This is a genomic window from Flavobacterium melibiosi (assembly GCF_048158545.1).
Taxonomy (GTDB): Bacteria; Bacteroidota; Bacteroidia; order Flavobacteriales; family Flavobacteriaceae; genus Flavobacterium; species Flavobacterium melibiosi.
In genome coordinates this window covers 58,950-71,556 of record NZ_JBLNKU010000013.1, presented here as the reverse complement: position 1 = coordinate 71,556, position 12,607 = coordinate 58,950, and the positions used below count along the sequence as shown (strand labels likewise).

The 12,607-nt window shown below is 33.9% G+C and carries 14 protein-coding genes; 8 read left to right on the top strand and 6 right to left on the bottom strand.

Annotated features, from left to right (window positions below):
• Positions 1-62: 62 nt before the first annotated feature.
• The 3 genes from ACM55F_RS14930 to ACM55F_RS14920 form a co-directional block, all read right to left on the bottom strand.
• On the bottom strand, positions 63-434 hold the full coding sequence (locus ACM55F_RS14930; protein ID WP_416854675.1) for a VOC family protein: 372 nt from the start codon (positions 432-434) through the stop codon (positions 63-65).
• Positions 435-780: 346 nt separating this feature from the next.
• The gene (locus ACM55F_RS14925; RefSeq protein ID WP_416854615.1) at positions 781-1,086 is read right to left on the bottom strand and encodes an RDD family protein; all 306 of its coding nucleotides are present in this window, start codon (positions 1,084-1,086) and stop codon (positions 781-783) included.
• A gap of 148 nt (positions 1,087-1,234) precedes the next feature.
• Complete coding sequence (locus ACM55F_RS14920; protein ID WP_416854614.1) at positions 1,235-1,951, bottom strand: hypothetical protein; 717 nt, start codon at positions 1,949-1,951, stop codon at positions 1,235-1,237.
• 439 nt (positions 1,952-2,390) lie between these two features.
• Between ACM55F_RS14920 and porX the strand changes: the two genes are divergently transcribed.
• The 5 genes from porX to ACM55F_RS14895 all read left to right on the top strand — a co-directional run bounded on the left by porX (position 2,391) and on the right by ACM55F_RS14895 (position 6,609).
• Positions 2,391-3,944, top strand: a complete 1,554-nt coding sequence (gene porX / locus ACM55F_RS14915; RefSeq protein ID WP_416854674.1) for a T9SS response regulator signal transducer PorX — start codon at positions 2,391-2,393, stop codon at positions 3,942-3,944.
• Positions 3,945-4,012: 68 nt separating this feature from the next.
• Positions 4,013-4,420, top strand: coding sequence for a tRNA (adenosine(37)-N6)-threonylcarbamoyltransferase complex ATPase subunit type 1 TsaE (gene tsaE / locus ACM55F_RS14910; protein WP_416854613.1), 408 nt, complete (start codon positions 4,013-4,015; stop codon positions 4,418-4,420).
• 11 nt (positions 4,421-4,431) lie between these two features.
• Positions 4,432-4,905, top strand: coding sequence for a GNAT family N-acetyltransferase (locus ACM55F_RS14905; RefSeq protein ID WP_416854611.1), 474 nt, complete (start codon positions 4,432-4,434; stop codon positions 4,903-4,905).
• 93 nt (positions 4,906-4,998) lie between these two features.
• Positions 4,999-6,198 (top strand): alanine dehydrogenase, encoded by a 1,200-nt coding sequence (locus tag ACM55F_RS14900; protein ID WP_416854610.1) that lies wholly within the window; start codon positions 4,999-5,001, stop codon positions 6,196-6,198.
• Positions 6,199-6,234: 36 nt separating this feature from the next.
• On the top strand, positions 6,235-6,609 hold the full coding sequence (locus ACM55F_RS14895; RefSeq protein ID WP_416854609.1) for a DUF4258 domain-containing protein: 375 nt from the start codon (positions 6,235-6,237) through the stop codon (positions 6,607-6,609).
• A gap of 227 nt (positions 6,610-6,836) precedes the next feature.
• On the opposite strand, the gene ung is transcribed toward ACM55F_RS14895, so the two are convergent.
• Positions 6,837-7,517 carry a uracil-DNA glycosylase gene (gene ung / locus ACM55F_RS14890; RefSeq protein ID WP_416854608.1) on the bottom strand — a complete coding sequence of 227 codons (681 nt, stop codon included), beginning with the start codon at positions 7,515-7,517 and terminating at the stop codon, positions 6,837-6,839.
• Between the two features lie 112 nt (positions 7,518-7,629).
• On the opposite strand from ung, the gene ACM55F_RS14885 reads away from it, so the two are divergent.
• The 3 genes from ACM55F_RS14885 (at position 7,630) to ACM55F_RS14875 (ending at position 10,580) form a co-directional block, all read left to right on the top strand.
• Entirely contained in the window at positions 7,630-9,795 is a 2,166-nt protein-coding gene (locus ACM55F_RS14885) for an endonuclease MutS2 (RefSeq protein ID WP_416854606.1), read from the top strand.
• A 166-nt stretch (positions 9,796-9,961) separates the two neighbouring features.
• Positions 9,962-10,378: a thiol-disulfide oxidoreductase DCC family protein gene (locus tag ACM55F_RS14880; RefSeq protein ID WP_416854605.1), complete on the top strand. Its 417-nt coding sequence runs from the start codon at positions 9,962-9,964 to the stop codon at positions 10,376-10,378.
• A 76-nt stretch (positions 10,379-10,454) separates the two neighbouring features.
• The gene (locus ACM55F_RS14875; RefSeq protein WP_291247331.1) at positions 10,455-10,580 is read left to right on the top strand and encodes a hypothetical protein; all 126 of its coding nucleotides are present in this window, start codon (positions 10,455-10,457) and stop codon (positions 10,578-10,580) included.
• 66 nt (positions 10,581-10,646) lie between these two features.
• Here the strand turns inward: ACM55F_RS14875 and ettA are convergent, their stop codons facing one another.
• Together ettA and ACM55F_RS14865 are read right to left on the bottom strand one after the other, a co-directional pair.
• Entirely contained in the window at positions 10,647-12,341 is a 1,695-nt protein-coding gene (gene ettA, locus ACM55F_RS14870) for an energy-dependent translational throttle protein EttA (protein WP_416854604.1), read from the bottom strand.
• 43 nt (positions 12,342-12,384) lie between these two features.
• Entirely contained in the window at positions 12,385-12,567 is a 183-nt protein-coding gene (locus tag ACM55F_RS14865; RefSeq protein WP_416851025.1) for a CAL67264 family membrane protein, read from the bottom strand.
• Positions 12,568-12,607: the final 40 nt, after the last annotated feature.

The window sequence follows — 12,607 nt, the reverse complement described above, 5'->3', positions numbered from 1 at the left end:
CCAGCAGCATTTCTACAATCGAACCGAAAAATATACTCAAGCTTTCATAGTGTGAAAATAAATTAACGATGTTGGTCAATTAAAATAACATTTCCATCTGGATCAGTTATCATAAAACCAGCGGGTCCAGAAGTTTGCTCATCCACTTCAGGGTTAATTTTCAGGCCTTTGCTTTTTAGTTCCCGTTGAATTTCTCTAACGTCGTCAAACTTTGCTATGTTGTTAGCATTTTCATCCCAACCTGGATTAAAAGTCAAAATATTATTCTCAAACATTCCTTGAAAAAGCCCGATTAGTGAATTCTCATTTTTCATTATGAGATAATTTTTTTCTAAACCACCGGCAAATACTGAAAACCCAAGATTCTCATAAAATTGTTTTGATACTTGAATGTCCTTGACACTAAGACTCACTGAAAATGCTCCTAATTTCATATTTCCCTCTTTTTTAAAGTTATTTTTATCTTTCTCTTGCTTAATCTCACTCTTGTTATCTTTTTTATTTGAAACCAAAGTATTCACGTAGAAACCAAGTCCAAATGATGTCAAAAATCCTATAATTACCAATAGTTTCTTTTTCATTTCATATTATCTTAAAGTTAATCGTTTCAATTTTTTTGCTTATAAATAATAATTCTTGTGAGCGATTATAATAGAATCCAATAGTACTGATTTACAATCAGTGGTTTTTAACAGATTTATATTTTACCATTACAGTTCCAGAAATTAAATTATGAAGTGCTCTTTTCTTTTTATTTGTTAAAATTAACAAGAAAGAAAATCATCCAAAAAGCATCTTGAAAAAATATCTAATAAATGCTTGAATCAAATTAATTTGTTTGCCTAAATTAGAATTTTTTCGAACTCTTATATCAAGAAAATAATTTTCTAAAGTAGCTCCAAAAGTCGAGCATATTGGTTCATACAATAAAAATAATCCAGAAAATAAGGAAGCACGAATCCAATTAGGAGCATTTTCAAAATACTCTAATGTAATGGTAAAAGTAAACATTAGTACAATTATTAGGCATATATCTATTGTAATTGCTTGAACACGTTCTAAAACTAGCTGATATTTCTCTTGCATTTACCTGATAATATTTTTGTAATGAGACACTTGTGATTTAATACTAAACTTTACAGATATAAAACCAAATTTAAGGTTGTCTGCGTTTTTTTGCAAGAAAAAACCAAACCCAAGCCATTACTACAAACGTGTGTAGGCAGATGTTATTTTATTCATAAATATATCCTTCGTATAATGTTCGATATTGTTTTTCAATTGTCATTAAATCCGTTGGTGATTTTTCAATTGGTAATGTTTTACAATAATAGACAACTTCATTTCGTTCAGAATCTAATATAATTGTAAATAGTGAAAAACTAGATTTAATTGGCACAGGTGCATACATTCCAAGAGTTAAAATGCCAACTCCAATTCCTTTAGCAACTTGGTTCCCATAATTCCCTTTCTTTCTTCCAAATCCAGTCGTAACTGAAGCCATAGCAAAACGTTGCTTGTTAGATTTCATTATTGAATCAATTGTTGGAGTTAATTTTACTCCTTCAAGTTTTCTATTATTCATTATAGTTTGAATTAGAAAGCTTAATTCATTATTTACTTTTATATTGTTTTTTATTCCATTTACGTCAATTCTTTTTTCAATTCTAAAATTGTTATTATTTCTAATAACTGAATCTAAAAGAACTTTTGAAATAGAAGACAAAGAATCATTTAATACACTTTTGTTTCCTTTTTCAATTAAACTCACATATGATAATGGAGCAAAATATTTAATTTCAGTAATTTCAGTGGCTTTTACGTTTTTACTAATATATTTGTTTGTTACGCAAGATGTTACAATTAATGATATTCCAATAAGTAAAGTTAATTTTTTCATTTTAGGTTTTATTATTTCTTTTGTTTTTAGTTCTGGGACAATATCTGCCAACTCATAATAGCTCTAAAAAATCATCCCAATCGACCCAAATTTGGCTGGCTTGGTCTGACAAATATCAGATTATTGCAATTCCAAATGTATAATAAATTCATTACAAGTAAAGCAATCTTATTCTGTTTTCTGAGAATTTTTCTTACCCAAAAGCAGTACTAAACCCCAATCATCCTCGCAAGTACGTGAGGGATGGAAGGGACATCCTTTCCTTTTTTCTTTAAAAAGGAAAGATACAGCACACAGCCCGACCCAGACGTAGTTTACGGAGAATGGGGCACGCCCAGAAACAATTTTAGAACAAAAAATTCTTATCTTTGTTTAGCAATATTCCCCACTATTGCACGAAAAATTATCATAATATTAGCAACTAACCGTTGTAAAAAACAGTAAATTGGCACTTTCAATTACTACTTTTGAACACTTGTTAATACGACTTATGGATAAAATAAAAATACTTTGGGTGGATGATGAAATAGACCTTTTGAAACCACATATCTTATTTCTGGAAAAGAAAAATTACGAAGTTACTACTTGTAATAACGGTCGTGATGCGGTTGATATTTTTGAGGACAACAATTTTGATATTGTTTTTCTAGATGAAAATATGCCCGGAATGAGCGGCTTGGAAACGCTTTCGGAGATGAAAGAGAAAAAATCTTCGGTTCCCATGATTATGATTACCAAAAGCGAGGAAGAATACATCATGGAGGAAGCCATAGGTTCTAAAATTGCCGATTATTTAATCAAACCCGTGAATCCAAACCAGATTTTGTTGAGTTTGAAGAAAAATTTGGATCATTCCCGATTGATTTCGCAAAAAACAACGCTGGATTATCAGAAGGAATTCAGAAAAATCACAATGGAAATGGCGATGGTGAATTCCTATGAAGACTGGATTGAGTTGTATAAAAAATTGATTTTCTGGGAACTGGAATTGGAGAATATCGACGATCAGAGCATGGTTGAAATTTTGGAATCCCAAAAAACAGAAGCCAATTCACAATTTGGAAAATTCATTGAGCGCAATTACGAAGATTGGTTTGAACCAAAAGCGGATAAACCGGTTCAATCACACACTTTATTCAAAGAATTAGTGCTTCCTGAACTTAAGAAAAAAGACAAACCTATTTTATTTGTAGTAATTGACAACCTGCGTTACGACCAATGGAAAGCCTTTGAAAGTGTGGTGGGAAATTACTATAAACTGGAAAAAGAAGTGCCCTACTACTCTATTCTTCCTACGGCGACGCAATATGCGAGAAATGCTATTTTCTCTGGTTTGACACCGCTGGAAATGGAAAAACAGTTTCCGCAATATTGGAAAAACGACCCAGAAGAAGGTGGAAAAAACCTTTTTGAAGCGGAGTTTTTAACGGCACAATTGAAACGTTTGGGCTTGAATATCAAGGAAGACTATTTTAAAATAACAAGTCTTGCGGGCGGAAAAAAATTAGCAGAAGGTTTTAAAGCATTAAAAGATAATGATTTAGTGACAGTTGTTTACAACTTTGTGGATATGCTTTCCCATGCCAAAACTGAAATGGATGTGGTGAAAGAATTGGCCTCTGATGATAAAGCGTATCGCTCGCTGACACTGAGTTGGTTTAAGAATTCCCCACTTTTGGAAATCATTCAACAGGCTCAAAAAATGGGTTTCAAATTGATTTTGACCACAGATCACGGAACAATAAATGTGAAAAATCCATCGAAAGTAGTAGGTGATAAAAATACCAGCTTGAATTTGCGTTACAAAACAGGACGCAGTCTGACGTACGAGCACAAAGATGTTTATGCCGTGAAAGAACCAAAAAATATTGGTTTACCAACCATAAATATGAGTAGTTCTTATATTTTTGCAAAAAATGATTTGTTTTTGGCATACGTCAACAACTACAATCATTATGTGAGTTATTATAAAAATACGTATCAGCACGGTGGAATTTCATTGGAAGAAATGATTATTCCTTTTTTAGTTTTTAACCCAAAATAGAAAAGTAGTCAGTTTGCAGAAAAACAAATGCACTGAAAACTAATTACTGAACACTGAACACTTAAATTATGAATGTTATTTTTTCTTTAGATCAACTCGAGGAAGTTGCGCAAAAAATCATAGCCGAAAACCCCAATAAAGTAATTCTTTTTCATGGAGAAATGGGCGTTGGGAAAACGACATTAATCAAACAATTGTGTAAAAACCTTGGTGTCATAGGTGCAACAAGTAGTCCAACTTTTTCTTTAGTTAATGAATATCAAAATATTGATAATCAAATTGTTTATCATTTTGATTTCTATAGATTGAACAAAGAAGAGGAAGCATTGGATATGGGCGTTGATGATTATTTGTATTCCGGTAATTGGTGTTTTATAGAATGGGCGGAGAAGATTCCAAATTTGATTCCCGATGCACATTCTGTAATTACAATCACCTTGCTTGCTGATGGAAAACGTTCTTTAGAATTAAGATAAAACAATTACGTATGAGTTTAGAAAATACAGTAGAAATTATTCCTTTTACCACAGCTTTAACGGAGCCTATAAAAATCTTGAATATAGAATGGCTCAAGAAATATTTCAAGGTGGAACCCAAAGACGAAATCGTATTATCAAACCCACAAGGCGAAATCATTGACAAAGGCGGAATGATTTTTTATGCGAAATATAATGACGAAATCATCGGCACGGTTTCTTTGATAAAAATCGATGACACCACATTTGAATTGAGCAAAATGGCAGTCAAAGATGGGGTTCAAGGATTGGGAATAGGAAAAAAAATGATGGTTCACTGTATAGATATCGCTGAAGATAAAGGAATTAAAAAGCTTATTTTATATTCGAACAGAAAATTACTGCCTGCAATCCATTTGTATGAAAAATTTGGTTTTGTAGAAATAGTTTTAGAAGACGGCATTTACGAAAGAGCCGATATAAAAATGGAAAGAATCATCAGTTAATTTTAAATTTTAGCGTCGACACATTTTCCAGCACTTCAATAGTCTTTTTCTAAAACTTTTTCCGTAAATTGTACCCTAAATTTTACAGCACTAATGCCAATAACGATAACACCTTTTACTAAACAGCAGTTATTACCTCAAGAAGAAAAACTCGAGATACGAAGACGAAAAAGTGAACTTTTTATTGGTATTCCAAAGGAAACCAGTTATCAAGAACGCCGTATTTGCCTGACACCTGATGCTGTAAATACATTAACTTATCATGGTCATCGGGTAATGATTGAGGCGGGTGCAGGTGAAAGTTCCAGTTATACGGACAAAGAATATTTTGAAGCGGGAGCCGAAATCACTAATGATACTAAAAAGGTATTTAGTTGTCCCATGATACTAAAAGTGGAGCCCGCTACCCTAGCCGAAATTGAAATGATGAATCGGGAAACGATTCTGATATCAGCCATTCAATTGAAAACCAGAAAGAAAACCTATTTTGAGGCTTTGACCAAAAAGAAAATCACAGCACTTGCATTTGAATATATAAAAGATGAAGACGGCACGTATCCGGCAGTGAAATCTTTGAGCGAAATTGCAGGAACCGCCTCGATTTTAATTGCAGCCGAATTAATGATTACCAATGAATTTGGAAAAGGATTATTATTCGGAAATATTACCGGTGTTCCTCCTACTGAAGTTGTTATTTTGGGTGCAGGAACCGTTGGAGAATTTGCTGCCAGAACCGCTATTGGTCTGGGCGCAACGGTTAAAGTATTTGATAATTCGATCACCAAACTCCGCCGACTGCAAAACAATCTGAATCAGCGTGTTTTTACTTCCACAATACAACCCAAATCTTTATTGAAAGCATTAAGACGATGTGATGTTGCCATTGGCGCTATGAGAGGCCAGGAACGTTGCCCAGTTGTAGTTACTGAAACTATGGTTGAATACATGAAAAAGGGAGCTGTCATTGTCGATGTAAGCATTGATACAGGAGGTTGTTTTGAGACTTCGGAAGTGACTTCACATGAAAAGCCCACTTTTATAAAGAATAATGTTTTGCATTACTGCGTACCCAATATTCCTTCCCGGTATTCAAAAACAGCTTCGTTATCCATAAGCAATATCATCACTCCCTATTTATTGCAAATTGCTGAAGATGGTGGAATTGAAAGTGCTTTAAGATGTAATAAAGGATTGAAAAATGGAGTTTATCTCTATCATGGAATCCTTACCAATAAAGCAATTGGAGATTGGTTTGATATTCCTGATAACGATATCAATTTAATTGTTTTTTAAGCAAACTTTCTTTTACCTTTGCCAAAAATTTAAAACATGAAGTTTGTACATCGTTTTGCTTATTATCTTGTCGGATTAATATTAGGATTGTTTGTTGTAGCCGCAATTTTTACCGGTAAAGATACGCGTTGCAATTATTTTCCAAATGCCAGAGTATTGAATGACTTAAGAAACAAACCCTTTAATTATTCTGAAAAAGCTTCCCAAATATTAGCCGAAAAATGGATTGATACCATTGACATAAAAAATACATTGAAATATGGCGATGTTGACTTTGACAAAAGCAATACCGAATTTCGTAAAGGTAAAGTATACGTGATTGAAGGCAAAACCTTGAAAGGCCAAGAAATTATCCTAAAAATAAAAAACGAAGAAGGTAAAGCTACTTTGGAAGAAATAATTAAGAAATAGACGCTTTAATTATTGTTATTTAGGACTTAATTCTACAAAAAAACACGATTTCAATTTGGGCGTGACCCTACAGATTGCTTCGTCGTTCCTCCTCGCAACTTCGGGTCGTGCTGTACGTTCCCGCTTTTTTTTGAGAGGCTGAAACGCCTCTCAAAAAAAAGAGCTCCACTACCATCACTCACGCGGGAGCAATGTAAAACAAGTATTTACATCTTTAAACAAAATAATTAATCTACTGAAATCCAGTTAATTAATTTTATTCTATTTTGTTTCAAATAGTCGTTTGTTTTACTAAAGTGCTTATTCCCAAACCATTTTCCCTGATTCGCACTCATTGGCGATGGATGTCCGGATTCTAATACCAAATGTTTGTTTCGATCAATTTTGAGTCCTTTTTTATGGGCAAAATTCCCCCAAAGTAAAAACACCACATGCTCTTTTTCTTTCGAAATTTTCTGGATTACAGCATCCGTAAAAACGTTCCATTTTAAATGCTTATGGCTATTTGGATTATCTTCTCTCACAGTCAGCGAAGCATTCAAAAGCAAAACGCCCTGCTTCGCCCAAGCTTCCAGATTGCCGGAAGTGGGCATAAAAATAGTTCCTAAATCATCACTCATTTCGCGAAAAATATTGCGCAAAGAAGGCGGAATTCTGACACCATCATTAACGGAGAAACACAAACCATCGGCCTCCCCTTTTCCGTGATATGGATCCTGGCCAATAATAACCACTTTTATATCTTTGAAACTGCAATAGTTGAAAGCAGCGAATATTAATTCTTTTGGAGGATAGCAAGTATGAATATTATATTCTTCGGCAACAGTTTCAATTAAATCCTGAAAATAAGGTTTCTGAATTTCGTTTGATAAAATGGATTGCCAAGAAGGATTGAGATTGATTTGCATGTAAATTATTTTGCCGTAAAGTTCGCAAAGTTTTTCGCAAAGTCGGCTAAAAAATTAATGCATTTCACTTTGAATCTTTGTAACTTTGAAACTTTACAACTTAGCTTATAAAATGATATCCATCACCGAAAAAACATTACAAGATTTACAATTCCCAACCGTCCTCGATACTATTTCGACGATTTGTAATACTGATATTGGAAAACAAAAAGCATTAGAAATCACTCCTTTTAAAGACAAAGAAACCTTGATGCAAGCATTAATGCAAACATCTGAATATGTTTCCTCTTTCCAGAATAATAATGCCATTCCCAATCATGGTTTTGATGCCATAACGCATGAAATTAAATTTCTTGCCATAGAAGACAGCTTTCTTGAAGTGGGTAGTTTTAGAAAAATTGCCACCATTTCATCAACTGCGAATTTCCTGTTGAATTTCCTGAAAAAATTTGAAGATTATTATCCCAACTTAAACACAAGGGCTTTACAAGTCGAATTGACCAAAGATATCATCACTATGGTCGACGAAGTAGTCGACAAATATGGCGAAATAAAAGACAATGCCTCACCTGATTTATTGGATATTCGTCGAAATATGAATGTAGTTCGGGGGAAAGTCAACCAAAGTTTTGGAACAGCGTTAACGCAATACAATGCCTTAGGTTATTTAGATGACATTAAAGAAAGTTTCGTTCAAAACAGACGAGTATTAGCCGTTCTTGCCATGTATCGCCGTAAAGTAAAAGGGTCAATTCTGGGCAGTTCAAAAACGGGAAGCATTGCGTATATCGAACCTGAAACGACACTCAAATATTCCCGTGAACTAAGCAATTTAGAATACGAGGAAAAAGAGGAAATCACCCGAATACTAAAGCAGTTATCGAATAAAATTCGTCCTTTTTTACCGTTGCTTATTCAGTACCAGGATTTCTTAAGTGATATTGATGTGATTGCTGCCAAGGCAAAATATGCAAACAAAATAAACGGAATATTACCAATAATTACAGAGGATCGCCGACTCTATTTTAGAGACGCCTACCATCCTATTTTGTATTTGAATAACAAGCAGAAAAACGAAATTACGCATCCGCAAACTATTGAATTAAATCAGGAAAGCAGAATCATTGTTATTTCAGGCCCAAATGCAGGAGGAAAAACCATATCGTTAAAAACGGTTGGATTACTCCAATTGATGTTACAATCCGGAATGTTGATTCCGGTGCACGAGCGCAGTGAAACATTTTTATTTGATCGCATATTAACGGATATTGGAGATAATCAATCTATTGAAAATCATCTAAGTACCTATAGTTACCGATTAAAGAACATGAACTACTTTCTAAAGAAGTGCAATAAAAAAACCATGTTCCTGATTGATGAATTTGGTACCGGTTCTGATCCTGAATTGGGTGGCGCATTGGCCGAAATTTTCTTAGAAGAGTTTTATCATCGGGAGGCTTTTGGGATCATCACAACGCATTATTCGAATTTAAAAATTCTGACTAATGAATTGCCTTATGCAACGAATGCCAATATGCTTTTTGACGAAAAAACATTAGAACCTTTATACAAATTGGTTTTAGGACAAGCAGGAAGTTCTTTTACATTTGAAGTCGCTTTGAAAAACGGAATTCCATTTAGTTTAATTAATCGCGCCAAAAAGAAAATTGAAGTTGGAAAAGTGCGTTTCGATAAAACGATTGCTACCCTTCAGAAAGAGCGTTCGAAAATGGAAAAAACCTCACAAACGCTCAAAGAAGAGGAAACAAAAGTGCGTGAAGAAGGCAAGAAAATGGAAAACATCAATGTGAAAATCAAACAAAAACTGGAAAGCTATCAGGAATTATATGATAGTAATCAGAAAACGATTTACATTGGTCAAAAAATTGAAGATATAGCCGAGAAATATTTTAATAACAAAAATAAAAAAGACCTAATTGGGGAGTTTTTAAAAATTATTGAAATTGAAAATTCAAAACGTAAGAAAGCCACTCCAAAAGAGGCCAAAGCTATTATTGAGAAGAAAAAAGAAGTTATTGAAGAAATCACCGTTCATGTAGAAGAAATTCGCCAGGAAAAGAAAGAAAAAAAACTAAAACCCGTAGTTGTAAAACCAAAAGCCATTCTTAAAGTGGGTGATCGTGTCCGAATGCTGGACGGAAAATCAGTAGGAAGTATTGATAAGATTGAAAAGAACAAAGCGGTAGTGAATTATGGCGTATTTACTTCGAAAGTAAGCCTTGAAGCACTGGAATTCGTTGAAGCAGGGAAAAAGTAAGGAAGTTCCGTTTACAGTATTCAGTTGCTGTAAGTCATTGCGAGGAACGAAGCAAACCCACTAACAAGAGTAAACTTAATGAAATAGAGATTTACAAACTAAATTTAATGATTAATTGAAACGATATACGAAATGCGATTGCTTCGTTCCTCGTAATGACAAAAAAATGGAAAACTTACCTAAAGATAAAAAAATTATCCTCTTTGATGGCATTTGCAATCTTTGCGATACAGCCGTTCAAATGATCATTAAACATGATACAAAAGATGTTTTCAGGTTTGTTGCCTTACAATCTGATTTAGGTCAAAAAACCATCAAGCACTTAGGAATTGACACAAAAAAAACGGATAGTATTATTCTGTATCAGCCAGGTTTTGCGTATTATTACAAATCAGAGGCCATTTTGGAAATTGCAAAAGATTTAAATGGAATATTTTATTTAGGAACTTTATTTTCAATATTACCAACTACATTCAATAATTACATTTACGATTATATTGCTAAAAACCGCTACAAATGGTATGGAAAAAAGCAAAGCTGTATGATTCCTACAAAAGAGTTACAAGCTAAGTTTTTAGAATAAAATTATTAATTATGATAATTATCATGCATTACTTTTAACAGTAATCCTATATTTGACCAATCTTAAAATTTAAATTATGAAAGACACATCACTTTTTTCTTGGGATAACGGTTCATTTATAATGATTGTCGTATTCGGTTTGGTAATAATAGGATTAGTTGCCGCTGTTTTAATTATGATGAATTCTGATAAAAAGAAATAATAGCACAAAAAAGAGGATGCCTTTATGGGACATCCTCTTGATGATATTAACGATATTCGAAAGGTATTAACTTCTGATTAATTTTCTGTATTTCAATCGTTTCGGAGTTAAATCACCACCCAAACGTTTTTTCTTATTCTCTTCATAATCAGAGAAACCACCTTCAAAATAATATACTTCAGAGTTTCCTTCGAAAGCTAGAATGTGTGTACAAATTCTGTCCAAAAACCATCTGTCGTGAGAAATTACTACTGCACAACCGGCAAAATTCTCTAAACCTTCTTCTAATGCACGAAGCGTGTTAATATCCAAATCATTCGTAGGCTCATCCAATAACAATACGTTTCCTTCTTCTTTCAAAGTCATCGCAAGGTGCAAACGGTTACGTTCTCCTCCGGAAAGCATGGAAACCTTTTTGTTTTGTTCTCCACCGCCAAAATTAAATCGTGACAAATAAGCTCTTGAATTAACTTGCTTTCCACCCATCATAATCAATTCCTGACCGTCAGCGAAGTTTTCCCAAATCGATTTATCAGGATTTATATTAGAGTGCGCTTGATCTACATAAGCGATTTTTACAGTATCCCCAATTAAAAATTCTCCTGCATCAGGCTTTTCTTCGCCCATAATCATTTTGAAAATTGTTGATTTACCAGCACCATTTGGTCCAATAATCCCAACAATTCCTGCTTGTGGCAACGTGAAATTTAAATTATCATATAGCAATTTATCTCCAAATGCTTTAGCGACATTTTTGGCTTCAATTACATTAGTTCCTAAACGTGGACCATTTGGAATATAAATTTCCAGATTTTCATCCAATTGTTTTTGGTCTTCATTCAATAATTTATCGTAATTCTGCAAACGCGCTTTTTGTTTCGTTTGACGGCCTTTGGCTCCTTGACGGACCCAGTCCAACTCACGTTCTAAATTTTTTCTGCGTTTAGAAGCTACTTTTTCTTCCAGTGCCATACGACTTGATTTTTGGTCTAACCAAGAAGAATAATTCCCTTTCCAAGGAATTCCCTCACCTCTATCTAATTCCAAAATCCAACCGGCAACATTATCCAAAAAGTATCTATCGTGCGTTACTGCAATTACAGTTCCGGCATATTGTGCTAAATGTTGTTCTAGCCAAAGTACACTTTCCGCATCCAAGTGATTCGTAGGCTCATCCAGAAGTAACACGTCTGGTTGTTGTAACAACAAACGACATAAAGCTACACGACGACGCTCTCCACCAGATAAATTCTTAATTGGCGTATCACCTTCCGGAGTACGTAAAGCATCCATGGCAATTTCTAATTTAGTATCGATTTCCCAAGCTCCCAATGCATCAATTTTATCTTGCAAAAGCGCTTGACGATCCATCAATTGCTCCATTTTATCCGCATTTTCATATACTTCCGGCAAACCAAAACTATCATTGATTTTATTGAATTCTTCTAGAACAGCCATCGTTTCTGCAACACCTTCTCTTACAATTTCAATAACCGTTTTACTATCATCTAAAATAGGTTCTTGTTCTAAATAACCAACTGTATAGCCCGGTGCAAAAACTACATCACCTTGATAGTTTTTATCAACACCAGCAATAATTTTTAATAAGGAAGATTTTCCGGAACCATTTAAACCCAAAATACCAATCTTAGCCCCGTAAAAGAAACTCAAATAGATATTTTTAAGTACTGGTTTATCTGCTCCTTGATAGGTTTTACTCAATTTTGACATTGAGAATATTACTTTTTTATCGTCTGCCATTTTTTTTAATTTAAAATTTAAAATTCAACATTTAAAATAACTATTAAAGTCTGCCTTTAAGCGAACTAAAAACCCATGCATTAGCCAAAAAACCAACACCTACGGCTGCAAATCCCCAACCAGCTACGTCATCATATCGGAAAGCTCCTAATCCTATTAAGAGCAAACCCATTATAATCATTATTAAAGTAGCCCAACCTAAGATAGTATTTTTATTCATTCCCATATTTAGGTATATTATATTTATCCCGAAGTTTCGGAGTGCA

Bases quoted from the DNA above. Each gene is read 5' to 3' on its own strand.
- ACM55F_RS14925 (WP_416854615.1), bottom strand. From the start codon at position 1,086: ATGCAAGAGAAATATCAGCTAGTTTTAGAACGTGTTCAAGCAATTACA.
- ACM55F_RS14885 (WP_416854606.1), top strand. From the start codon at position 7,630: ATGATATCCATCACCGAAAAAACATTACAAGATTTACAATTCCCAACC.
- ACM55F_RS14865 (WP_416851025.1), bottom strand. From the start codon at position 12,567: ATGGGAATGAATAAAAATACTATCTTAGGTTGGGCTACTTTAATAATG.
- ACM55F_RS14895 (WP_416854609.1), top strand. From the start codon at position 6,235: ATGAAGTTTGTACATCGTTTTGCTTATTATCTTGTCGGATTAATATTA.
- porX (WP_416854674.1), top strand. From the start codon at position 2,391: ATGGATAAAATAAAAATACTTTGGGTGGATGATGAAATAGACCTTTTG.
- ACM55F_RS14905 (WP_416854611.1), top strand. From the start codon at position 4,432: ATGAGTTTAGAAAATACAGTAGAAATTATTCCTTTTACCACAGCTTTA.
- ACM55F_RS14930 (WP_416854675.1), bottom strand. From the start codon at position 434: ATGAAATTAGGAGCATTTTCAGTGAGTCTTAGTGTCAAGGACATTCAA.
- ung (WP_416854608.1), bottom strand. From the start codon at position 7,517: ATGCAAATCAATCTCAATCCTTCTTGGCAATCCATTTTATCAAACGAA.
- ettA (WP_416854604.1), bottom strand. From the start codon at position 12,341: ATGGCAGACGATAAAAAAGTAATATTCTCAATGTCAAAATTGAGTAAA.
- ACM55F_RS14875 (WP_291247331.1), top strand. From the start codon at position 10,455: ATGAAAGACACATCACTTTTTTCTTGGGATAACGGTTCATTTATAATG.
- ACM55F_RS14880 (WP_416854605.1), top strand. From the start codon at position 9,962: ATGGAAAACTTACCTAAAGATAAAAAAATTATCCTCTTTGATGGCATT.
- ACM55F_RS14900 (WP_416854610.1), top strand. From the start codon at position 4,999: ATGCCAATAACGATAACACCTTTTACTAAACAGCAGTTATTACCTCAA.
- tsaE (WP_416854613.1), top strand. From the start codon at position 4,013: ATGAATGTTATTTTTTCTTTAGATCAACTCGAGGAAGTTGCGCAAAAA.